Annotated in this window: 20 protein-coding genes; 5 read left to right on the top strand and 15 right to left on the bottom strand. The window is 61.4% G+C overall.

Going from position 1 to position 24,017, the window contains the following annotated elements; translation table 11 throughout:
* The first annotated feature begins 21 nt into the window (after positions 1-21).
* Positions 22-663 carry an isochorismatase family cysteine hydrolase gene (locus tag ACN50D_RS13150; protein WP_212633769.1) on the top strand — a complete coding sequence of 214 codons (642 nt, stop codon included), beginning with the start codon at positions 22-24 and terminating at the stop codon, positions 661-663.
* Complete coding sequence (locus ACN50D_RS13145; protein ID WP_212633768.1) at positions 660-1,832, top strand: MFS transporter; 1,173 nt, start codon at positions 660-662, stop codon at positions 1,830-1,832. Before ACN50D_RS13150 ends, ACN50D_RS13145 begins: the two co-directional genes overlap by 4 nt.
* 253 nt (positions 1,833-2,085) lie before the next feature.
* Here the strand turns inward: ACN50D_RS13145 and ACN50D_RS13140 are convergent, their stop codons facing one another.
* The 14 genes from ACN50D_RS13140 to ACN50D_RS13075 form a co-directional block, all read right to left on the bottom strand.
* Positions 2,086-2,370 carry a WhiB family transcriptional regulator gene (locus tag ACN50D_RS13140; RefSeq protein ID WP_212633767.1) on the bottom strand — a complete coding sequence of 95 codons (285 nt, stop codon included), beginning with the start codon at positions 2,368-2,370 and terminating at the stop codon, positions 2,086-2,088.
* Positions 2,371-2,440: 70 nt separating this feature from the next.
* Positions 2,441-3,457, bottom strand: coding sequence for an aldo/keto reductase (locus tag ACN50D_RS13135; RefSeq protein ID WP_212633766.1), 1,017 nt, complete (start codon positions 3,455-3,457; stop codon positions 2,441-2,443).
* 139 nt (positions 3,458-3,596) lie between these two features.
* A complete protein-coding gene (locus ACN50D_RS13130) occupies positions 3,597-5,207 on the bottom strand; it encodes a GMC family oxidoreductase (RefSeq protein ID WP_212633765.1) in 1,611 nt (536 codons plus the stop codon).
* Entirely contained in the window at positions 5,204-6,715 is a 1,512-nt protein-coding gene (locus tag ACN50D_RS13125) for an aldehyde dehydrogenase family protein (protein ID WP_212633764.1), read from the bottom strand. Before ACN50D_RS13125 ends, ACN50D_RS13130 begins: the two co-directional genes overlap by 4 nt.
* Positions 6,716-6,755: 40 nt before the next feature.
* Complete coding sequence (locus tag ACN50D_RS13120) at positions 6,756-7,877, bottom strand: NDMA-dependent alcohol dehydrogenase (RefSeq protein ID WP_212633763.1); 1,122 nt, start codon at positions 7,875-7,877, stop codon at positions 6,756-6,758.
* 28 nt (positions 7,878-7,905) lie between these two features.
* Complete coding sequence (locus tag ACN50D_RS13115; RefSeq protein ID WP_212633818.1) at positions 7,906-8,892, bottom strand: ABC transporter permease; 987 nt, start codon at positions 8,890-8,892, stop codon at positions 7,906-7,908.
* 32 nt (positions 8,893-8,924) lie between these two features.
* Positions 8,925-10,439, bottom strand: coding sequence for a sugar ABC transporter ATP-binding protein (locus ACN50D_RS13110; RefSeq protein ID WP_212633762.1), 1,515 nt, complete (start codon positions 10,437-10,439; stop codon positions 8,925-8,927).
* Positions 10,436-11,467, bottom strand: a complete 1,032-nt coding sequence (locus ACN50D_RS13105; RefSeq protein WP_307850533.1) for an ABC transporter permease — start codon at positions 11,465-11,467, stop codon at positions 10,436-10,438. Before ACN50D_RS13105 ends, ACN50D_RS13110 begins: the two co-directional genes overlap by 4 nt.
* A 9-nt stretch (positions 11,468-11,476) precedes the next feature.
* Positions 11,477-12,583: a sugar ABC transporter substrate-binding protein gene (locus tag ACN50D_RS13100; RefSeq protein WP_212633761.1), complete on the bottom strand. Its 1,107-nt coding sequence runs from the start codon at positions 12,581-12,583 to the stop codon at positions 11,477-11,479.
* 68 nt (positions 12,584-12,651) lie between these two features.
* A complete protein-coding gene (locus ACN50D_RS13095; protein ID WP_212633760.1) occupies positions 12,652-13,788 on the bottom strand; it encodes a glycerate kinase in 1,137 nt (378 codons plus the stop codon).
* Positions 13,775-14,557 (bottom strand): aldo/keto reductase, encoded by a 783-nt coding sequence (locus ACN50D_RS13090; protein WP_419970231.1) that lies wholly within the window; start codon positions 14,555-14,557, stop codon positions 13,775-13,777. The genes ACN50D_RS13095 and ACN50D_RS13090 overlap by 14 nt, the downstream gene beginning before the upstream one ends.
* A 44-nt stretch (positions 14,558-14,601) precedes the next feature.
* Positions 14,602-15,348 carry an SDR family NAD(P)-dependent oxidoreductase gene (locus ACN50D_RS13085; RefSeq protein ID WP_212633758.1) on the bottom strand — a complete coding sequence of 249 codons (747 nt, stop codon included), beginning with the start codon at positions 15,346-15,348 and terminating at the stop codon, positions 14,602-14,604.
* Entirely contained in the window at positions 15,345-16,514 is a 1,170-nt protein-coding gene (locus ACN50D_RS13080; protein WP_212633757.1) for an acyl-CoA dehydrogenase family protein, read from the bottom strand. The genes ACN50D_RS13085 and ACN50D_RS13080 overlap by 4 nt, the downstream gene beginning before the upstream one ends.
* A gap of 12 nt (positions 16,515-16,526) precedes the next feature.
* Complete coding sequence (locus ACN50D_RS13075; RefSeq protein WP_212633756.1) at positions 16,527-18,059, bottom strand: acyl CoA:acetate/3-ketoacid CoA transferase; 1,533 nt, start codon at positions 18,057-18,059, stop codon at positions 16,527-16,529.
* A 119-nt stretch (positions 18,060-18,178) separates the two neighbouring features.
* On the opposite strand from ACN50D_RS13075, the gene ACN50D_RS13070 reads away from it, so the two are divergent.
* Complete coding sequence (locus ACN50D_RS13070) at positions 18,179-19,339, top strand: DUF993 family protein (RefSeq protein ID WP_212633755.1); 1,161 nt, start codon at positions 18,179-18,181, stop codon at positions 19,337-19,339.
* Position 19,340: 1 nt separating this feature from the next.
* Positions 19,341-20,147, top strand: a complete 807-nt coding sequence (locus tag ACN50D_RS13065) for a sugar phosphate isomerase/epimerase family protein (protein ID WP_212633754.1) — start codon at positions 19,341-19,343, stop codon at positions 20,145-20,147.
* Between the two features lie 33 nt (positions 20,148-20,180).
* On the opposite strand, the gene ACN50D_RS13060 is transcribed toward ACN50D_RS13065, so the two are convergent.
* A complete protein-coding gene (locus ACN50D_RS13060) occupies positions 20,181-21,098 on the bottom strand; it encodes a LacI family DNA-binding transcriptional regulator (RefSeq protein ID WP_307850539.1) in 918 nt (305 codons plus the stop codon).
* A gap of 661 nt (positions 21,099-21,759) precedes the next feature.
* On the opposite strand from ACN50D_RS13060, the gene ACN50D_RS13055 reads away from it, so the two are divergent.
* Positions 21,760-24,000 (top strand): KAP family P-loop NTPase fold protein, encoded by a 2,241-nt coding sequence (locus ACN50D_RS13055; protein ID WP_212633752.1) that lies wholly within the window; start codon positions 21,760-21,762, stop codon positions 23,998-24,000.
* The last annotated feature ends 17 nt before the right edge of the window (positions 24,001-24,017 follow it).

Here is a 24,017-nt window from a genome sequence, read left to right as displayed (position 1 = left end):
CTATCTAACAGGGAGATATCCATGACTGTCGACCTTGACCCACGCCGCAGCGCGGTGCTGGTCATCGACCTCCAGAACGACAATCTGGCCGACGATGGTGCAGCCGGCGGTACACCGGGCGTCAACCATGCCAGGGAAGTGGGAGTTGTCGAGAACGTCGCGCGAATCGCCCGGGCCGCCCGTGCCGCCGGCATTCCGGTCATCCACGTGCATTTCGTCGTTGATCCCGCCGTAGGCGGGGCCGGCAACAACATCCCGCTGTTTCAGACCATCACCGCACAACGCACCGTCGTACGCGGAAGCTACGGTGCGGCACCGTTTCCTGGGGCGGAACCTCTTGACACCGACCTGGTGCTCGAACGCGCCCGTATGAGCGCATTCCACGGCACGCCGCTGGACACAGTGCTGCGTCAGACCGAGCGGACCCACCTGCTCCTCACCGGCGTCCACACCAACCACGCCGTGGGAACGACGGCCCGCAATGCCGCCGATCTCGGCTACACGCCGATCGTCGTCAGTGACGCCACCGCGTCCACCACGGCGGACGCTCACGCTGCCGACCTTCGATACGGATTCGCAGACATCGCACCCGTAGTCGACACGTCCGCCGTCCTCGCCTCACTGAATACTCACCTGAAAGCCGCACATAAGGAAGCACGATGATCCGACTGACCGCCCTGACGGTCGCCGCCTTCGCCATCGGCCTCAGCGAATTCGTCCTGGTCGGGCTCCTTCCGACGATCGCTGCCCAGACAGACGTCCCGCTCGGCACAGCAGGACTCCTGGTCACCGTCTATGCGCTCGCGATCACGATCGGATCGCCCCCGCTCACCAGCTTCTTGAGCCGATACAACTCCCGATGGATGCTCGTAGTCCTCATGCTCCTTTTCGCAGCAGGCAACGTGCTCGTCGCTGTCGCCGACGGATTCGCTGGCCTCCTCGTCGGCCGCATCCTTGCCGGTGTCGCCCACGGAACCGTGTTCGCCCTCGGTGCTCCACTTGCGGCGGCGTTGGTCCCGAAAGACAAGGCAGCCCGCGCAATCTCCCTCATGTTCTTGGGCCTGACCGTCGCGATGGTGGTCGGCGTTCCGCTGGGCACGATCATCGGAACCGCCGTGGGGTGGCGCACAGTGTTCGCCCTTGTCTCCGTCCTCGGGCTGATCGCAGCGGTTTCCGTCGCTGTCCTGATCCCGTCAACTCGTGCCGGGGAGTCTGTGAGCCTGCGCGAACAGTTCTCTCTGCTCGCGGACCGTCCCATTGCAATGACCTATGTCGTGACGGGCCTCGGATTCGGGGCAACCTTCGCTGTCTTCACCTACCTGGAGCCGCTGTTGTCCGAACACGCCGGCTACACCGCCACCGGCGTGACACTCGCGCTGTTCCTTTTCGGCGCAGCGACCGTGATCGGCAACCTCGCAGGTGGCGCGCTCGCCGACCGCTTCGGAACCGTTCACGTCATCAGGATCGCCCTCGCCGGACTCCTCGTTAGTTTCGTCGGGATCCTGATCACTAATGCCAACCCGGTAGGAATCGCGATCACCATCACCGTGTGGGGGGTCTTCGCATTTCTCATCTCTCCCCCTGTCCAGACGCACGCCGTGACGCTCGCAACCTCCCATGGCCCCGGCGTTGCGAAGGCAGCGAGCGGTCTGAACATTGCGGCATTCAACGCTGGCATTGCACTTGCTTCCTGGGCGGGGGGTCTGCTCGTGGAAAGCACCGGAGTCAGCTCCACTCCATGGGTAGCCCTCTTGCTCACAGTGATCGCTCTGGCTGCAACACTGGGCATCTCGCGCTCAGCTCGTGCCGGGGCCCGGAACGCGATGGTCTGATGCATCTGTCAGTCGGCCACTTCTGCTGGCCGGGGCACAGGAGCTGAACGATCCTTGCCAGGGTCGCTAGTCAGCACGAATTCATCTGTACGCACGAATCCGGCACGGTGCAGATACTGATTGCAACCGGTGCCGTGCCGGTCGAACTCCCCGATATCGAATTCACAGAAAGTGCGGGGATATCAGGGCGGTGCATCAGGCCGAAGCACACCGAATTCGGAGTGTGGTGTTCCTGCAGTTGGCTGTTGACGACTTAGGGGTAGGCGAGTTTGCGTCGCTCGAGTTCCGTTGTGCCACCCCACACACCAAACGGCTCACCGGAAGAGATCGCGTGAGTACGGCATCGTAATCGGACTGGGCACTGCTCACAGATTTGTTTCGCGGCACGTTCACGTCGGATTCGTTGACCAGCGCCTTCACTGTCACAAGCAAAGAACAAATCCGTATCCAGGTATCGGCAGCTTGCATGTCGTTGCCAATCCCAAAAGACATTCAGTGGCGCAGGTAGGACCAATCGAGGCCTAGGGGCGATGGGCATGGTGAAGTTTCTCGCTCGTCGAGTTCTGTCGTTTTCGACGGACGTCAGGCGTAACCGTCGGATCATTCGGTCAAGAAGGAGTGGGCGCATCTTCGTGGATTAACCCTGCATCGCGGAGCTCTGCCCAGAAACCGCCAGGGATGTCGTGCTCGAGCCAAGCTGCATTCCGGCGCATCTGTTCACAGCTTCGAGCGCCTAACAGAAGTTCTCGCACTGCGGGATGCGCTGAGGCGAACTGTATTGCCGCGGCGGCCAAGGGAACCTGATACCGAGTGCAGAACACTTCAATCTCGCGGACCCTGCTTAGCACTTCCGCTGATGCCGGCTGGTAGTTGAACTTGGCATCGGCCACCGAACCGGTCGCCAGAACACCCGAGTTGAAAACGCCACCGAGGACGACAGCGACGTCGCGTTCTTCTGCGAGCGGCAGCAGGTCGGTCACGGGTGCCTGCTCCAGCAGTGTGTATCTCCCGGCGAGGAGAACGCAGTCGAGATCGACCTTCTCGAGCACGTCCACGCACACCTCGGCCTCGTTCACCCCGACACCGATCGCTCTGACCACCCCTTCGTCCCGAAGCCGGATCAGTGCAGGGAATGCTCCTTCGAGCGCTTCTGCGAACCGTTCGGGCTGGCTCTCACCGTGCGTGTACCGATCGATGTCGTGCACGTAGAGGATGTCGAACCTGTCCTGGCACATTCGCTGCAAGCTGTCTTCCACTTGTCGCAGGACGGAATCGTACGAGTAGTCGAATTCGGCTCGGAACGGCGGGGTATCAACCCAGATTCCGGTGTCGAACGACCCGTGCGGAGCCGGGATCAATGTGCGCCCCACCTTGGTGGACAGGACGTAGTCGTCGCGATTCCTTGCCAGCATCGCATGACCGATCCGATGTTCGGACAGCCCGTGCCCGTACATCGGTGCCGTATCGAATGAGCGCACACCCATCTCCCACGCTTGCGAAATCTGCGCCTGCGCATCCGCTTCAGGGATCGAGCGAAAGATGTTGCCAATGGGTGCGCCACCGTATCCGAACAGTGTCACGTCGAATCCGGCACGGCCGAACCTCCGAATATCGTTCGCCTTCATGACCTCTCGCTTCCGTTTCCGAACGACACGGCGCTAGCGTGTGCAAATAGCTGGTCGTCGATGTACGACCAGCTCTGCCTCGCTCGGAGCCGCGCCATGTCCAGAGCTTCCCGGTCAGCCTGAACAGCCTGACCTATTGTTATCTTTCCCCGCGAATGAGATCCGCTGCTTTCTCGGCGATCATCACCGTTGGGGCTTGGGTGTTCGAGCTCACGATGCGCGGCATGACGGATGAATCGACCACCCGCAGACCTTCGATACCGATCACTTTCAGATCCGGGGAGACGACAGCGTCGTCACCCACACCCATCGCGCACGTGCCGACCGGGTGATACGCCGTGCGGCCGTAGGCACGCACGAACTTCACATAGTCGTCCTTGGTTTTGACGGACAGGCCGCCAGCCAGATGTTCTGCCTTGATGTGCCGAGCCATCGACGACTGTGACATGATCTCTCGGCTCTGCCGTAGTCCTTCGATGCTCGACTCGAGGTCGAATTCGGTGGCGAGGAAGTTCGGGTCGATCAACGGCGGCGCCGTCGGGTTGTTCGACCTGATTTTCACTGAGCCCCGACTCGTCGGGCGCAGCGAATACGAGTTGAGAGTGCAACCGTAGCCCGGGCGGACCGCCGCGACACCGGCTTCGACGCCGGCTGCGGGCAGGAAGTGGAACTGTAGATCCGGGATCGATTCTCCGGCATGCCCGAAACTGAACCCACCGGCTTCGACGACGGTCGATGCCAACGGCCCGCGGCGGAACGCCGCGTACTCGAGTCCTGCCTTGGCCGTGGCCGGACGTATCAGGTTCAGTCGATCGAGACTCTGGTACTCGTGAAGCTCGTAAATGACGTCAAGGTCGCAATGATCGTGCAGGTTACGGCCGACACCGGGAAGGGCGTGTGTTGTCTCCACATTTGCGTTCCGAAGGTCATCAGGATGCCCGATTCCCGACAACTGCAGGATCTTGGGCGATCCGAACGCGCCCCCGGCGACGAGCACCTCCCGCGACGCACGGAACGTCTCCACACCGTGGGAGGTGAGCACCTCGATTCCCGTCGCGCGAGCGCCGGTGAGCAGAATCCGGGACACCGCGACGTTCTCTCGAACCGTGAGGTTGGGCCGCTTCCTGGCTGGTGCAAGGTAGGCAACCGCAGCGCTGCATCGGCGAGCGTTTTTGGTGGTCGTCTGATAGAGACCGACACCGTACTGATGTTCACCGTTGAAATCGCCGTTGAACGGGAGGCCGAATTCCTGGCCGGCTCGGACGAACGACTTCGACAACGGATGTGGGTTCACCGGATCGGAGACCCCGAGTGGTCCGTCGATTCCGTGGAACGGCGCCGAGAGTCGTTCATTGCCCTCTGACAGGAGAAAGTACTTTTGAATGTTGTCGAACGACCATCCGGTGCAACCGTATTTCAGCGCCCACTCGTCGTAGTCTTCGCGCGCGCCTCTGGTGAAGACCTGCGCGTTGATCGAGCCACCGCCACCGATCACTTTTCCCTGCGCCAGCGGCACGATACGCTCGTTGCAGTGCTTTTGGGGAACACTCGCGTATCCCCAATCATATTTGCTTGCAGTGAGTTTCGCGAACCCGGCGGGAACGTGAATGAACGGATGTCGGTCGCTGCGTCCGGCCTCGAGGAGGAGAACCCGATTCGTGGGATCCTCCGTCAGTCGCCCGGCCAGCACGCAGCCCGCCGTACCGCCCCCCGCGATGATGTAGTCGTACTCGTTTTCCGGTGTAGTCATCGGTTGTCTTCTGTCCAGTGAGGGAACACGCGCTTGCGCGGCCCGGTGCGGATCTGGATGGTTTTGACGTCGGTGAACTCCTCGAATCCGGCCTGCCCCATCTCCCGTCCGAACCCGCTTTGCTTCATGCCTCCAGCGGGGAGTTGTGGGCCACCGTCGATGGTCGTGTTCACCCATACTCGACCGCTTCGCATTTCTCGCGCCACCCGCAGCGCCTTGTCGATGTTTTTGGTCCAGATCGATCCGGCGAGTCCGTACTCCGTCGCGTTCGCGAGCCGGATGGCGTCGTCGACGTCGTTGAAGCGGGTCACGGTGAGTACGGGACCGAAAATCTCTTCCTGAAATGCCGCGGACCCTTCAGCGACACCGTCGAGAATGGTCGGCTGCACGAAGTTTCCGGCGCCGTCGAGTGCGGATCCGCCTGCCCGGACCACTGCACCGTCCGCGCGTGCCCGTTCAATGTGACCGAGCACCTTCGCCGCGTGCTCGGGGCTGATCATGGGCCCGACCTCGGTTCCGTCTTCGAGCGGTGCGCCCACGGTGATGCGGGCGACGGCGTCGACGAGTTTGTCGATGAACTCGTCTGCGACGGTGTCCTGAATCAGTAACCGTGCGCCCGAGACACAGCACTCCCCGTTGTTGAAGAAGACCCCGAACAGGACACCGTCGAGAGCGTCACCGAGATCAGCATCATCGAAGACCACGCTCGCAGCTTTGCCGCCGAGTTCCATCGACAGTCGCTTGACACTGCCCGCCGATGCCTCGGTGATGCGTCGGCCCGTCTCGGTGCTGCCGGTGAACGAGAGAATATCGACCGACTTGCTTTCGGCGAGTGGGGCGCCGGTGTCTACTCCGTAGCCGGTGACGACGTTGATGACTCCGGGCGGTACACCTGCCTCTTCGGCGATCCGCGCGAGTTCGAGTGCGGTGCCGGAGGTGAATTCGGATGGTTTGACGACTGCGGTGCATCCGGCGCCGAGCGCGAACGGTAGCTTCTGCGCGAGTTGGAGCAGGGGAAAGTTCCACGGAATGATCATCCCGACGACGCCCGCGGGTTCGCGGACAACGAGCGCGGTGCAATCTTCGCCGAGGCCGGTGTGTGCTTCGCCGTGGGACGTCATCGCTGCACCTGCGGCGTATTCGAACAGTTCGGCGCTGGTCTCGACATCACCGCGCGCGAAAATCAGCGGTTTACCCGATTCCGCTGCCTCGATACGACTGAGCAAGTCGCTGTTCTCGCGTATCCGCCGAGCGACGTCGAGCAACACCCGTGCGCGGTCCATCGCGGTCATGTTCGGCCAGGGTCCGTCGTCGAATGCAGTGCGCGCAGCAGTGATTGCAGCTTCTGCATCAGCGCGGGTGCCTGCCGAGTACTGCGCCAACAGCGATCCGTCAACGGGGTCGTATCGATCGATCAGGTGGTCAGACGGGGCTGCGGTTCGTCCGTCGATGTGCTGGCCGTATACCCGAGCCTTCTGGGTCGTCGGGGTGTCGCTGACGGTGGTCATTGCGATGTTCTCCTTGCTGATGTGGTGCGTTTGTGGGCGGTCAGTGCTCGTGGACGAGGACTCCGCGCAGGTTCAGGCCTGCGTGCATGTCTGCGTAGGCTTCGTTGATCTGGTCGATGGTGTAGCGCCGTGTGATCAACTCCTCGAGCTTGAGGCGCCCTGCCTTGTAGTAGTTCAAAAGGGCAGGTATGTCGCGAGTGGGGTTCAGATTGCCGAACAGGACGCCGCGCAAGTGCTTGGCGTAGACGACGAGTTCGAGGGGGCTGATCGGGATCCCCGGTTCGTTTTGCCCGATCGAGACGACAGCGACGGTGCCTTCTTTGCGGACAGCGGCGAAGGCATCGGCGATGAGTTGACCATCGACGACCCCGACGGTGACGACAGCCGAGTCCGCTCCTTGCCCGTTGGTTTTGGACTGAATGAACGGCAGAGCTTCGGCGATCGAGGCGAAGGCATGAGTTGCACCGAGCTTGAGGGCTTGCTCACGCTTGAACTCCACCGGGTCAACCGCCACAACGTACGCTGAGCCCGCATGGTGAGCGCCCTGGACCGCGTTGATGCCGACGCCACCGACACCGACGATCATCGTCGTGTCGCCGGGCCGAATGGTGCCACCCTTGACTGCCGCTCCCCAACCGGTAGCTACGCCACACGAGACGAGGCAAGCGACATCGAATGGAATGTCGTCGTCGATCTTGACCGCCTGAGCCTCCGAGGTCACGGTGTAGTTGGCGAAGGTTCCCAGTCGCTGCATGGCGCCGACACCATTGCCGTCGGAGCCACGGAAAAAGCGCGGTGTGCCGTCGAGCATCATGCCGGCTTCCATTCCAGCGCCGGTATCGCAAATGTATTGCATGCCTTGCGCGCACCATGCGCACTTGCCGCAGGCGGGGAGATACGCGGTTGCGACATGATCTCCCACTTTCAAGGTAGTCACGCCCGACCCGACGGCGTCGATGATTCCGGCGCCTTCGTGCCCGCCCACGAGCGGCAAGGTGTTGGGGATGTCCCCGGTGACGAGGTGGTCGTCGGAATGACAGAGGCCCGATGCCATGACCTTGATACGGACTTCACCAGGTCCGGGTTCGGCAAGTGCGAGATCTTCGACGATCCACTTGCCGCCAATTTCGTTGATTATCGCGCCGCGGACGTGTGTAGTCATGATGTTCTCCTGGGTCTTTCCAGTTTTGCTACTTGATGATGGACAGTTTGCTGCGGTCGAGAGTCAGAAGGACGGCAATGACGACGACTGCGCCGTAGACGATCTGTTGGTAGCTGGGATCGATTCCGGCTACGGAGCCACCCACACGCAGGACTGTGACGATCAAGGCGCCGACGAGCACCCTCCAAGCCCCTCCGATTCCTCCGGTGATAGCGCACCCACCGACCAGAACGGCCGCAATCGCGGGTAGCAGAAGTGAATCCGCCAATTGCGGAGCCGCGCTTTGCTGCTGCGAACTCAGCACGATGCCCGCCGACGCAGCAAAGATTCCGGAGAGCGAGAACGCCGCGACACGCACCAGGCGGGACCGAACGCCACTCATCAAAGCAGCCGTCTCTCCGAACCCGATCACGTGAAAGATGTTGCCGCGGGACGAAAACCGCATCGCCACAAAGATGACAGCCACGATCGCGACCGTGATCCACACCGCCAACGGAAGCCCCAGAACAGTCCACGAGCTGAGCCAAAAGATCGAATCGTATCCTTCGCTGATGTATATGGTCGTCGATCCCGATATCGCCATGGCCACAGCCCCCCAGAATCCGAGAGCACCGAGCGAAACGACGAACGAGGGCACTTGCCCGAACACGATCAACGCACCTGTGATCGCTCCGATTACACCGAATGCCACGAGCGTGATCACCATCGCCGCAGCACCGAATGTCGAGATCGTGGATGCAAGGACGACGGTGGCGAGTGAGGCGAGGGCAGCGACGGACAGATCGATGCCGCCGGTGAGGATGACGAACATTTGCCCGAGCCCGAGCAACAGAATCGGCACGGCTTGGGAGGAGACGACGGACAGAGCGTTGACGGAGAGGAAGTTCGATTCGGTTGCCGTGACCAGCGCGACGAGCGCCAAGAGCACTGCGGGTGGCCCGATGAGCCGAATCCTGTCCTTGAGACCGAGTCCCCCGGCATTGAGTGAGGGGACATGCGACGGCGGCGACGCCATCGGCGGAGAAGAAGTCGTTGTTGCCACGTGGATCACATCATTTTCTCGAGGAGGTGGACTTTGGCAGGCGGAGCGTCGACTGGTGAATCGAACTCGCCGGTGGCGTCACCGTCGCGCATCACGACGATGCGGTGACCGAGGCCGATTGCTTCGTCGAGCGTGTCAGCCAGCACGAGCAGTCCGACACCGCGTTCGCAGAGATCACGGAAGAGTGCGTAAAGGTCTTCTTTAGCGCCGATGTCGAGGCCACGGGTGGGGTGGTCGAGAACGAGTAGTCGTAGGTTCTCGTCGAGAATCCATTTGGCGATAACTGCTTTTTGCTGATTTCCCCCGGAGAGCCGATTGATGTCGATGTCCGGATTGTTCGGACGAATACGCAACCGGGTGATCCAATCCTCGGCAGTCGCGGTTCGGGCGCTGCCGGTGTCGATCCGTCCGCCCGCGCGAACGGGATGCACGAGCGCGATGTTCTCGGCGACGCTGATTCCGGAGACCATGCCTTCGGTACGCCGTTCGGAGGGGACGTAGCCGATGCCGCGGCGCACTGCTTGGCCGGGAGAGGCGGGGCGAAACGCTTCTCCGTCGAGTCGGATCGTTCCGCCGTCTACGGGCACGGCCCCGAAGATCGCGCGAGCAAACTCCTCACGGCCTGACCCCACCACACCGACTATCGATACGATCTCCCCCGCAGCGACTTCGAGAGATAAGCCTTTGACTGCGTTGCCGCACTGCAGATTACGCACCGAGAGTACGGGAGCCGCATTAGGGTCGACGGGTAGTTTGCGGTCGGCAGAGTAGATTTCCTCTGCGGCGTTCTTGCCGATCATCAGCGAGTAGAGTTCGCTCTCCGAGGCTGTGTCGGCGCAGCGTTCACCGACGAGCTTGCCGTCACGCAGGATATAGACGCGATCGGAGAAGCGTAGGACCTCGTCCAGTCGATGCGATACGAAAATGACAGCGCCAAGTTCTCGCAGGGCGTTCACACGCTCGTACAAGACTTCGATGTCCTCATTCTCGAGGACGGAGGTGGGTTCGTCGAGGACGAGCAGAGGCGGATGCTCGGAGTGACTTGCTCCGACCGCACGCGCAACTTCCACCATCTGGCGTTCGGCGAAGCTCAGACTCTCCGTGACCGCACTGGGATCGACATTCGATCCGACCGTTTTCAGCATTTCGGACGCGCGGGCACGCAGTTGACGCTTTCGCACGAATCCGAAACGGACACTGCTCTTCTCGTCTCCGAGCACGAGGTTTTCTGCGACGGTCAGGTTAGGAAGCAGTGACTGCTCCTGATGAACGACACCAACGCCGTGTGAAGCGGCATCTGTCGGCGACGAGAAACGAACCTCGTTGCCGCCGAGCATGATCGAGCCACCGTCCGGTTGGTGAACGCCGGCCAGAATTTTGAGCAACGTCGACTTCCCGGCACCATTTTCGCCGATGAGGCCGATAACCTCACCTTTCCCCACGGTGAGAGATACCGCATCGAGAACAGTATTGGGACCGTATTTCTTGGTAACATTTCGCAAATCGAGGAGCGCGGTCATTTCACTACTCTCAATCGGTTTCGGTTGGGCCAGGCGGTCACGATGACGGCCACGACGATGATGAGTCCTTGCGCACCCTGCTGGACATAGGGGCTGGCACCGGAGAGCAGCAGACCGTTACCGAGCACGATCAGGAGTAGAACACCGACGAGCGAGTGCAGAGGTCCGCCGCGTCCGCCACTGAGTAGGGTTCCACCGACGACCACAGCGGACAAGGTCAGGAACAGGCTTCCTGTCCCGACACCGACATCGCCGACGCCGAGGCGAATGGTCGCAAGTACTCCGCCGAGACCTGAGAATGCTCCGGCGACGGCGAAGAGAGCCATCTTCGTCGTGCGGATGTTCACACCAGCAAGTCGGCTGACAGCTTCGTCGCCGCCGATAGCGTAGGTGTGCATGCCGAGTTTCGTTCTGCGACAGATCAACCACGCAACCAGAAGTGAGCCGGCCGCGAAGACGATGACAATCGGAACGCCGAACCAGGAGCCGCCGGCCCACGACGCCAACGAGGTGTCTTCGAGCTGGGGCGTGGTGATCCCGAAGAGGACGGTGGCGACGCCTAGTCCGATGAACCACGTTCCCAATGTGACAAGGAAGGAAGGAACTTTGCCGATCACGTGGACTGCGCCGTTGACAACTCCGAGGAGCAGTCCGACACCGACTCCGGCTGCGACAGCGCCTAGACCCCAGTCATTGGAATTTACACTGTTCGCTGCGAGGAGCACGAACGCCAATCCGCTTGCGGCCATTACTCCTTCGATCGAGAGATCGACACCGCCGACGAGAATGACGAGCGTTGCGCCCATCGCGAGGATGACGGGGATCGAGGCTTGCTCCGCGACAGCGAGGGCGTTGGCGGCGGTGAGAAATGACGGGGTGACGATACCGAAGATGATGCACAGCACGACCAGTGCGGCGAGTGGGCCGAGATTCGTTGCGAGATGTCGCAGGCGCGCTCGTTTATCTGCGTTGTGGAGATCCGCCGGAGAATTTGGGTTCGCGGGCTCTGTGAGGACCGGTGCGGACACGAGCCACTCCTAACGGTTGACCGGACCGGCGATCCGACTGAACGGATCGGCAACGGACTCGAGGATGGATTGATCCGACGGCGGGTCGAGGTATTCCTCGACGTTGTCGGCGGTGATGAGCGTCTGCTCGACGTACATTTCGCGCTGCTCCGGTGTCATCGACGACACGTCGAGTTCTCCGGTTGCGGCTTGGTAAGCTATCGCAAGTCCCATGGCCCCGTTGAAGTACGGGTCGGTGGTGTAGGTGGCGATCATTTCGCCGTTCACGATCGCTTCGAGGCCCTCTGGAGTGGCATCGGATGCGCTGGCGATCTTGATGTCACCGGTCCTTCCGGCTTCGCGAACTGCCTGCAACGCGCCGAGTGCCATCGAGTCTGTCGCGGCCCAAATACCGTCGACTTTGTCACCGTATTTGTTGAGCAAAGTCTGAGTGGTGGTGTACGCCTTGTTTCGATCGAAATCAGCGGGCTGCTGGTCCAACAGAGTCAATCCAGGCTGCGCTTGCAAACCTTTGGTGAAGCCTTCGTACCGGGACTTGCTGATGTCGTTGGCGAGCAGCCCTTGCAGTGCGATCACTCCGCCTGTGCCGCCGAGCGAGTCCGCGAGGGCGTTCGCAGTGTCGAAACCTTCCTCGACACCGTCGTAGGTGACATACGAAACCCATCCGTCACCGACATCGCCTGGGTGCAAATTGTCCGGTTTGCTCCACTGTGTGACTGCGTATCCCCCACTGTTTTGGACGGCCCGCACAATAGCCGGGGTGTCGGCGCTGGTGTTCGGGTTGATGTTCAACAGAACGGTTTTCCCTGCTGCGAGAACGGATTGCAGTTGCGAAAGTGCGTTCTGGGAATCGCCGCCGTACACGATGGTCTTGAGTTCGACGCCGACCGAATCCGCATAGACCTGACTGGCTTTCACCCAGGCGGCCTCGTATGGGTTGGTGAGCGATCGAACTTCCGAGACCATGATCATGTCGTTCTTGTCGATCGACTCGGGTCGTTCGACCGGGCTCCCACCCGTCGAGCACGCAGCCAGCGAGGTCGCCCCGGCGAGGAGCACCGCTGCTGTACACACGCCCCGGCGCCAGGCGTCGAGGGGAGCTGATCTCCATGTCATGAGCTACCGGTTCCTTCTTCGGAGTGATTTTGAAAAGTTCTGTAAGCGCTTTCTTACCGTGATTGAAGTCACATGTCAAGCTGCGTATCGGATGGAAACTGGTCTTGGAAGCGTTGCGCAGCAACGCTCGCCGCGATGCTGATCCAATATTCCGGATCCGACAGCGCAGCCTGCACGGAACCTGCCATGTCCGTCAGAGATACCGCGATTTCCGGAGGGCAGGCACAAAGTTGGCCGGCGATGACAACCGAGCGCACATCGTGCTTCCGGCAACGATTCAGCATCGAGCCGACGAGCTTGCCAGTCGACGAGGTGTCGTCATAGCGTCCTTCGCCGGTGATCACGACGTCCACGCGGGTGATCGCCTCCGACAGACCGGTCAAGTCGGCCACCGCCTCCGCGCCGGAAACGAGCGAGGCTCCCCACGCGAGCAAACCGAATCCGGTTCCACCCGCCGCCCCTGTTCCAGGAACCGAAGGGTCGATGCGGCCCACACGATCGGCAAAGCGTTCCAACGCAGCATCCAACGACGCGACCATCGCCGGTGATGCGCCTTTCTGCGGACCGAATACCGAAGCGGCGCCTGTAGGGCCGAACAGGGTTGCTGTCGTGTCTGTGAGGACTTCGACACCACGTTCGGGAAGCGGACGCATGTCGTGCAAATCGACCCTCTCGAGGGCCGCAAGACCCAGACCTCCGAATGACAGACGGCCTCCCGCGCTGTCGGTGAGCACGGCCCCGAGCGCGCTCAACATGCCAGCGCCACCGTCCGTCGAGGCAGAGCCTCCGAGCCCCACGACAATTCGCTTCGCTCCGGCATCGAGAGCCGCAGAGATCACCTGACCGAGTCCATAGGTGGTGGCACCGCCCGGATCGAGTTCACCACCCATCAGCGGTAACCCGCTCATCTGAGCGAGCTCGATCACCGCCGTGTCGTCGGGCAGAAGCAACCACTCGCCGAAGACGGGCCGACCGTCCGGGCCTGTGATACCGGGAACCCGGTGAAGCCGAGCGCGCGGGTAGTGCCGCGCCACCGCTGCTACCGTGCCCTCACCGCCGTCTGCCTGAGGTATCGACTCGATGTGGTCGCCCGGCCGAACAGTTGACCAGCCCTCTTCGATGCACTCTGCAACTCGTATCGCCGGTAGCGAACCCTTGAACGAATCAGGTGCCACGACCACGCGCAGCGGCCTATCGAACGTCATCGGAATGCGGTCCTGTCCTGCGGTCGGCATTCAGATCGGTCAGTGCGGCCATATCAGCTTCATCCAGATTGAATTCGAAGACGTTGGCGTTCAGTCGGATTCGCCCGGGATCCGATGATTTCGGAATCGGTACGGCACCGATCTGAACGTGCCATCGCACGACGATCTGCGCGGGTGAGACCCCGTGACGACGAGCGAGCGCGACGACGACAGGGTTGTCGACAAGTTGGCCACGAGCGAGAGGGGCCCACGCCTGCACTCTGACTCCGCTCGCATTCATCTCGCGCCGCAAAGTGTGCTGTTGCATCAGCGGATGCAGTTCGATCTGATTGACCGCCGGCACGACCGAGGTGGCTTCGACCAAGGTGTCGATCTGCGATGCATCGAAATTGCATACTCCGATCGACCGTGCCCGACCGGCACCGAGTACCTCGGTCAGAGCCTGCCACGTCTCGACGTAGAGTCCTCGGTTCGGTACCGGCCAATGGATCAGAACCTGGTCCACATAGCCCATACCGAGCCGTTCGAGGCTGGCTTCGACGGCCGCGAGGGTGGCCGAATATCCCTGATCTTCGTTCGAGATCTTAGTTGTCACGAAGAGTTCACTGCGATCGATACCGCTCGTGCGCAACGCATTTCCGAGGCCGCGCTCGTTGCCGTACATCGGAGCTGTGTCGAAAAGTCGATAGCCTGCCGCCAGCGCAGTCTCGACGACGTAGGGAAGCGCGTCGTCGTCCACCTTGTAGAGTCCGAACCCCAGGGCCGGCATCACAGCACCGTTGTTCAATGTGACTGTAGGAATCCGGGCCATCGTCATGTGATCGAGTACCCGCCGTCGACCGGCAGCACCACACCGGTGACGTATCGCGCGGCATCGGAAACCAGAAAGAGCACGGCATCTGCAACGTCGCCACCGTCAGCGAGACGTTGCAACGGAATTCGCGAGAGAACACGGCTGCGGAACTCGGCCTGGTTCAACACCTCGGCGGTCATCGGTGTCTCGATGTAGCCGGGAGCCACCGTGTTGATACGTACGCCGTGAGGGCCGAGTTCGACAGCGAGTCCCTTGCCGAGCTGCGTCAGAGCCGCTTTGGTGGATCCGTAAGGCACGATTCCGGGCACCGCACGATCGGCGGACAGCGAGGCGATGTTGACGACGCTACCGCGGGTCGCAATGAGCGACTTCGCTGCCTGCCGGGTCAGACGATAGGCAGCCGTGAGGTTCACGTCGATCAGACGCAACCAATCCTCGTCCTCGATATCCACTGCAGCGGTGCGGCATTGGATCCCCGCCGAGTTGATCACGATGTCAAGACGCCCCGAACGCTCGTGCGCCAGTTCCACCGCGCGCGCCGTCACTGCATGGTCGGTGAGGTCACCGCACAGTGAGACGCCATCGACGAGTTCGGCGATCCGATCTACTGCCGGATCGGCATCGAGCGCGACCACCAGAGCGCCCCGGCGCGCAAGTGCGCGGGCAATAGCGGATCCGATACCGCCTGCTGCGCCGGTGACGATGGCCGTGCGGCCGTCGAGGTCCTGGAGATGATCTTCGATCATTTGCCGATACCCTTCAGAAGCGAGCGGCTGATGATGAGCCGCTGGATTTCGCTGGTTCCCTCGTAGATCTTGGTGATGCGTGCATCGCGGTAGAGGCGTTCTACTTCGTACCCACGGATGAACCCGTTACCGCCGAACACCTGCAGCGCTTTGTCTGTGTGTCGGACACAGTTCTCGGACGCGTAGAGCTTGGCCATCGAACAGAGGGTCTCGGCATCAGCGATCCCCTCGTCGATCGCATGGGCGGCCTCGACACACAGCGCTGTGCCGGCGCGCAGTTCTGTCGCGATATCGGCCAAAGAGAACGCGATCGCTTGGTTCGCCGAGATGGGCTTGCCGAATTGCTCCCGGTCCACCGACTGCTGTGTCGCCGCGTCGAGTGCGGCGCGGCTGATGCCCAGGCTCAGCCCCGAAATGCCCAGCCGTCCTTTGGCGAGAACTTTCATCATGTAGCTGAAAGCCTTGCCTTCTTCACCGAGGATTGAGGCGGCGGGGAGTTTCACGTGATCGAACACCAGGCCACCGACCTGCGATGCGCGTTGTCCCATCTTGTGCTCGTGGTACGCACGGCTGACACCGGGTTGGTCGACGTCGACGACGAACACCGAGATACCGCCCCGTTTACCCAGTGCGGGGTCCGTGACAGCAAGGACGACGGCGAAGTCCGCGACGGGCGCATTGTGGATGTAGATCTTCTCCCCTGTCAGCTCCCACCCGTCGGAGGTCTTCACCGCGCGCGTGGTAATCGATCCAAGGTCGGAGCCCGAGCCCGGCTCGGTGAGCGCGTATGCGCACCGCTTCTGCGCTGTCAGCATCGGAGTGAGGTAGTCCTTCTGCTGTTCAGGGGTTCCGTAGGCGGCCAGAAGACTGCCGAGAATCTCCACAAGGCCGCATTGATCGGCGATGGAGGCATATCCGTACGACAGCGACTCCATGACGAACAGGTAGTCCAGTGCCGTTCCGCCGGCGCCTCCTAGATGCTCGGGCACGGTGATTCCGAACAGGCCGATTTTGCCCATCTCGCTGTAGATGTCGTCGGGAAAGCGTTCGGTCTCGTCGAGTTCTTCGGCGACGGGCCGTATCCGCTCGTCCACGAACTCGGCGACGAGGGCGCGTTCGTCGCCGCCGAGGACGGACGACGGTATGACGCTCTGTGCAGTGGTCATCGAAGGGTCTCCTTAGACGGATGCGGTCAGAGCCGCGAAGAGGGATGGATTCATGACTTTGGGATTGTCGATAATGGGTGTGAAGCCCATGTGCGGCAGAATGTCTCGTTCGATCTCGATGCCGGGCGCCACTTCGATGAGTGCGAGGCCGGCCGCGGTGAGTTCGAAGACCGCGCGCTCGGTGACGTACACCGCGGAGCGGCCTTGAGCGAGCGCGAGTTCGGCGGAGTAGGTCACCTGGTCCACTGCTGCGACGAACTTCGGGACGCTGCCTTCGCTGCGGATGACGAGTTCGCCGTCGACGACGGCTACATCGAGTCCGCGGGCAGTGAATGTGCCGCAGAACACTGCGCGGGGTGAGTTCTGGGAGATGTCGATAAATCCGCCCGGACCGACGATCCCGCCGGCGATCTTGCTGACGTTCACTGCGCCCGTCTCGTCCACCTGCGCCATGCCGAGGGCGCAGACATCGAGTAATCCGCCTGCGAAAAGGTCGAACTGGGTGGTCGAGGAGTGGACGACGCGAGGTCCGCGGGAGGCGCCGAACAAATCTCCGGACACCGGTGTGCCGCCGATCAAGCCCTGCTCGATCGCAAGGGTGACCCTGTCGAGGCGAGACTGCTCCGCGAGTGCGGAGACCACGAGGGCTGCGACGCCGAAACCGACGTTCAGCACGTCACCGTCGCGTACCTCGTCGGCCGCGCGACGGGCGATGAGCATGCGCACAGGATCGTCGTCGGCGGGCACTACTGCGGCCCCCGAACGGGAGTCACCACTGAGTTCGGGATCGAATTCTCCTGCGTAGGTTTGCCATTGAGCCGGATTGATCACGACGTGATCTACGAGCACACCCGGAATGTGGATCAGTCGTGGGTCCAGCGGTTGTTCGGAGACGTTCTTGACCTGGGCTATCACGAGGCCCCCGTTCGCCTTGGCGGACTGCGCGACGGCGAGGGCGTCGAGTTGGGCCGCTTCGTGGGCACAGGAGATGTTGCCGAGTGGGTCGATCGTGTCGCCGCGCACGATGGCGACATCAACGGTGAACGGCTTGTAGCGCAAATACTCTCGGCCGTCGAGCGTAATCACCTCGACGAGATCCTCGGTCGCGGCATTGTTGAACTTGCCGCCGGAATGCCGGGGATCGACGAAGGTGCCCAGCCCCGTCTGTGTGATCAAACCGGGGCGGCGTGCGCCGATCTCTCGCAGTAGTTGACTGATGGCACCAGCAGGCCAGGCGTATGCCTCGACCCGATCGGTCCGCACGAGTTCGACCATCGTCGACGACCAGGTCCAGTGTCCACCGATGACCCGCTTGACCAAGCCTTCGTGTGCGAGATGGTTGGTCCCTTTGCTCTTTCGATCGCCGATGCCCAACGCATGGACGACGGTGAGATCCATCGGTTCGCCCGTGGCGAGGAAGCGGTCCTCGATTGCAGCGAGCAGAAGATCCGGCTCCAGAATGCCGCCGCCGGATCCGGTGAGGGCCACGGTGGCACCACGTGAAATGGCGTTGACCGCTTCGGCTGCTGTCGACACTCTCTGCATGTCAGCTCCTGTAAGTGCTTTCTATCGTAGTTTTGCGATCACATTCGGCCTGGACCGCGTAATAGGTCACAGTATAGTGTGATTCAAACAACATCAAGAAAACGCTTACAGGAGACTCGATGTCCGCCAGCACGACGCACAGTTCCCTCCTCGGCCGACGAGTACGGCAACTCGGCGAACCCGCACAATTGGAAATCTCGACAGCCCCTCCCACTAGCCGAGAGGTGTATGCGGCAGCCCATGTCGTCGCCAATCCGCTCACATCCAGCGCGGGCGTGAGCAACGGAGTCGACCACATCGACTGGGACACCACTCTGCAACTTCGCCACGACCTGTGGGATCTCGGACTCGGAGTCGCCGAATCGATGGACACCTCGCAGCGAGGAATGGGACTGGACTGGGTAGGTGCGCGAGAACTCGCTCGTCGAACTCTGGAGGCGGCAGCCCCGCGCAGGGCACGCGTCGTCGTCGGTATTGCCACCGATCAACTCGCATCTCGTTCGGTAACACTGACCGAGATCAAAGATGCCTACGTAGAGCAACTCGAGTCGATCGAATCACTCGGAGGCGATGTGGTCATGATGGCGAGCCGGCACCTGGCGAGGACGGCAGCATCGGCACACGACTACGCCGACGTCTACCACCACGTTCTGTCCCATGCGACAAGACCTGTGACTTTGCACTGGCTCGGATCGGTGTTCGATCCGCAACTGGACGGATACTGGGGAGCCACCGATCCATGGGAAGCCATCACCTCGGTCCGCGGCATCCTCGAACGCGACAGCGCTCGGATCCGCGGCATCAAGGTATCGGTGCTCGATGCGGAACTCGAGAAATCTCTACGTGCACAGGTTCCGGCGGACGTTCGAGTCTTCACCGGCGACGACTACAACTACGTCGATCTCATCGCAGGCGACGAGCATCATCACAGTGACGCGCTACTCGGCGCATTCGCCGCAGTCGCCCCGTTCGCGTCGGCGGCATTTCGCCGCCTCGATGCTGACGACGTTGCCGGCTTCAACGAAATCCTCGGGCCGACAGAAGCGCTCAGCAGACTGATCTTTGCCACACCGACTCAGTACTACAAAGTAGGCGTTGCCTGGCTGGCGTACCTCAACGGGCAACAGAATCATTTCCGAATGCTTTCCGGATTCGAAACCGGGCGCAGCCTCGAACATCTCGCGTCAGTGGCCGTCGAGGCAGGAAAGATCGGGCTCTTCACCGACCCCGATTTCAGCGCAGATCGCGCATACAGGTACTTCGCAGTGCACGGAGTCTGATGTGGATATCTCACGATGCAGCCTCAACTCCGCCACCATTCGCGGCGCCGACTTGAACGAAGTGGTAGATCTTGCAGAGCACTCCGGATTCGGTGGTGTCGGCTTGTGGCGCGATGTCCTCGACGACTGCGACCTCGTTTCGTACGGCCGTGAAGTGGCCGAGCGCGGACTACGCGTCACTTCCGTATGTCGGGGCGGCATGTTTCCTCAACCGGACAAGGCCACCAGACGAAAGACATTGGAAGACAACTATAAAGCAGTAGATCAGGCGTCCGACCTGAACGCAGACTGCCTCGTGCTGGTCTGCGGCGCTGCGGTCGGTCGCGACCTCACAGGTGGACGATCCCAAATCTTCGACGGGATAGCCGAACTCGAACCCTACGCCCGCGAGGCCGGTGTGAGACTGGCCATCGAACCAATGCATCCGATGATGGCTTCCACCCGATCGGCGATCACCTCCCTACGTGAAGCAAACGACATCGTCGAGCGAATCGACTCATCACACGTCGGTATTGCATTGGACAGCTACCACGTGTGGTGGGACGCCGAACTCAGCACTGAGACCACCCGCGCTGCAGGATCAATATTGTCGGTGCAGATAGCAGATTGGATGACCCCTATCCATGACGAACTGTCCAGCCGGGGCATGCCCGGAGACGGATGCATCGAATTGCCCGCCTTTCTGAAGGCTGCAACGACGGCGGGGTACGACGGTCTGGTGGAAGTGGAAGTTCTCAGCAACTTCTGGTGGAGACAACCTCCGACCGACGCAGTCACCGCTGCTGTGCACGGACTTCGCCGAATCTGACTTCATCAGGGGATGGACAACTCGCGGACGTGCTCACGCAGGTACCGCGCCTGTCGACTCACGAATTACCAGTTCAGCAGGCGAGAGCGGCGGGGATTCCACTGACCTGTCGGCGAGCAAACCTTGCATCATGGACCACGCCTGCTCACCGATAATCGATTTAGGACTTCGCACCGTCGTCAGCTTCGGCTCGATATGGTGAGCCAATTCAATGTCATCAAAGCCAGTGACCGAGATGTCCTTGGGCACAGACATTCCCAAGTCGCGAAGCTTCGATATGGCACCTACTGCCGACAGATCATTGAAGCAAATTATTGCGGTGGGATCGTGAGTGAGTGCCTCCTCGACCTTGCCGTAGCTCGTTTCGATGGTGCCATCGGACTCCACTACGACGAAATCGATACCGAATGCCCTCGACGCTTCCACCGCGCGAAGGCGCTCCCGGTTCTGCCAGGCGAGCGGAGACCCAGCCAGGTAGACAACCTTACGATGCCCGAGCTGCGCCAGGTGACCGCACAGTTCCAGCATGGCGGTGAAGTTGTCCACCCCGACCATGGGGATATCGATACCCAGCTCGACACGATTGACCAGGACAACAGGAGTGCGCTGTCGCGCAAGCATTTTGAGTCCATCTACCGAAATGCGCGACGACAACAGAACCAACCCGTCCACTTGGCCGAGTAGATCGACCGCGGTCGCGTACTCGTCCGCGGCACCACCCGAATAGTCCGCCACCAGCATGCGGTAGCCGTCGGCGCTCGCCGCGTCGTGCATCTGCTTGACCACATCGAAAAAATAAGCATTCGACAGATCCGGCAGTAACACGCCCATGTTTCGCATCGAACCCCTAGCCAGCCCGCGGGCAGCGCTACTCGGCCGGTACGACAGTTCCTCCGCGACCTTACTGACACGTTGAGCCAGTTCCGGAGTGACCGCCGAACTGCCGCTCATCACCCGGGAGACCGTCGCGATCGACACACCGGCCGCGTCGGCGACGGTACTGATCGTCACCCGTCCGCCGCTCACTGCTCGTCCATGATCACTGCCCGAGACCACAGCCTTACGCTGCATCAGCCGCGCCCCTTCGTGCCAACATGAAGTCGTTTGGAAACGCTTTCAACCTATCAGGTGAATCCACGTTTTCCCCGAAACGCGCATAATTCGCGCGGAAGCAACGCTGATCCGGACACAAATTGCAACTCGAATACAAGCTCGGGGCGAGTCCCCCCCATGGCCGCTGTGGCCCTTATCTGCGCAACTCGCCGGCAGCCAATCGATGTGCTCGTTGTACTTGCTGCGGCCCTCTGCCGAGATGCCGACGCTTTTCCGCAAAACAGACATACATCTTGCCCGCCAGCAAAGAAGTGAATTCGGTTGGTGCGAACCAAGGTTCAGAAAGCGGAGCGAAGCGGCTCGAAGCGGCTCGATCGACGGCATCCGCACTCGACTCGCTACGAGCCGCGCACGGACCAACCGGACGACAGAACGAAACACCGGCATTAGATGCCGACGGCATCGCGCCCTGTCTGTGAGACCTGCGCCGTCTCGGTCCGTGCACATCAACACGTACCGAACAGTGACCTGCACGTCGGCAGCCTGCGATCATCACAGCGTGAGAGACACACGAGCAGAATCCACATCCGACTCGGCGACAGAAATCAACCCTGACGGCGAGATCAAGTATCTGAGACAAGATCGGCTCGGCCGCGCGGACTTCTCCCGCCGAATCGCGAACCGCATCTGTCGCGCAGGTGACGGCCCGAGCGTGGTCTTCGGGCTTGCCGGCCCCTGGGGAAGCGGCAAGTCGTCGGTCCTGAACATGACCACTGAGGTCATGGAAAAGGATCACTCTGACTACTGGTCCGTCGTTTCGTTCACGCCGTGGTCAGCTGGAGACCCGTTGGCGCTGATAGAAGAGTTCTACAACGCGATCGCCGCCGCTATGCCCGAGGGCCCGGACGGAGAGACAGCTAAACGGCTTTTGGCTGCTGCGGCTCCGGCTGGGGCGGCGGTACTGAAGGTCCTCGGAAAATCGCTCCTCGAGAAGTACGTAGGCAAAGGCTTCGTGAAGGATGCTCTGGATACGGTGACCGACACCGTCGCCGACCAGACTGACGACTTCGTCTCGGATGTGGAGCCGGATCCGTTCTCCCGACGGTTCACCAAGATCTCCAAGGCAATCGGGAAAACGGGTAAGAACTTTCTCGTCATTGTCGACGACGTCGACCGACTGCACTCCGACGAACTGCTATCGGTGATGAAGACAGTTCGACTTCTGGGTAGATTCGATCGTGTCCACTACCTGCTGTCCTACGACGAAGAGACCGTGATCGATGTCCTCGTAGAAACCGACCTCGCCCGAAACAAGCGGCGGCGCGCGAGCAAGTACCTCGAGAAGATCGTCCAGTACCCCTTCGTGCTTCCACCGATCCAAATGCAACACCTCGCAACCGAGTTCCGCGATCAACTACGCGGAATCGCAACGACCCACGATGCGGCGTTTTTGTCGAACCCCGACGGCGAGCCCGATGACCAGAGTGAAGACATCTCTGACCACGTCTTCGCTCTCCTTCCGACAGACCGCCTCACGCTGCGCAGCATCTACCGACTGTGTAACCAGGTCGACATCATGCTCTCACTCGTCGGTGGCTCCGAGTTGGACCTTTTCGACGCCACCCTGATCACCTTCATTCGGCTCGAATATCCGCCGTTGTACACCATGCTTCCCCGCTGGCGTAAGGAACTCGTCGGCAATGCGCCCAGTTGGGACCAGAAACCGAAACTCACTGCCGCACAGCGGCAGGAGCAAATCGCCGAACTCGTCGACCTCACACCCGAAAGTCTCGAAGCTCACCTGCTCTACGCCATGCTCGTCAGCCTCTTTCCCCACACGCTCCCGCGTCCCACCGGGTTCTACGTCCGGGCCCGCGACGCGCGCTGCCAGGTTCGTGACACAACATACTTCGAGCGGTACTTCGCGTTCGGCCTGCCAGTTCGCGATATTCGAGATGCCGACGTCCAGGCTGAGCTGACGGAGCTGGTGCACACCGGTGCGTGGCCGGACGCGTCCGTCATGCGCGAGTGTTTACCCGACGAGCAACGAAGGCGACTTCTTCGCGGCAAGGTCACGCAGAACCTCGGCGTCATCGATGGGGCTCCATCACCACAATGTGCACAGGCTGCCCATCTGCTCACTCGCGAATTTTCCACAGACGGGCGCGACCTGGCCTTCAGCGGGTGGTCGATGGTGATCTATGCCTTTCTCGGACACGCGATTTCACAGGCCGAGGCAGGAGCGGCGGACAAGATCGCCGCCGACTACCACGGTGAATTCGGCCTATCCACCATCATCGACGTACTCTCCCGCCCTATCGAATTGGCCTCGATCGACACCGCCAAGGTCGTCGCAGCGACCCGCAAAGTCAGGGAAGAAGTTCTCGAACGATCCATGCTGGATCTGACGACGGACATTCCATCTGACAAGCGACGAACGCACATGGTCGCCAGTTTCCTGCACTACCTCGACGACGACCTCTGGGCACAGCTCAGCCAAAGAGCGCAGGAATTGATGGCATCCGACGCGGACGTGACTCTGTCCAGCCTCGGTGCTCGGTTCGTCACCATGGCGGGGAACGCAAACGATGAAAGCGGCGGGACGGAGATCTGGCATCACGAGTTCCTGCAGGCCGAATTCGCGAAACTCATTCCGCGCGAGCAGTGGAGCCTCGAACAGCTGCCCGAGATCGAACAGGACACTGTCGATACGAACGACACATCGCTGGCTAACCGCACCACATACGCCGCCCTCGCCCTGCGCCAACTCTTGAGGACGGACACACCGAATAGCGAGTAGACCTGTGCAGCGGACCG

Origin of the sequence: Rhodococcus sp. SB1D, assembly GCF_048573875.1 — a bacterium.
GTDB lineage: Bacteria > Actinomycetota > Actinomycetes > Mycobacteriales > Mycobacteriaceae > Rhodococcus_F > Rhodococcus_F qingshengii.
This window is presented reverse-complemented; position numbering and strand designations above follow the sequence as displayed.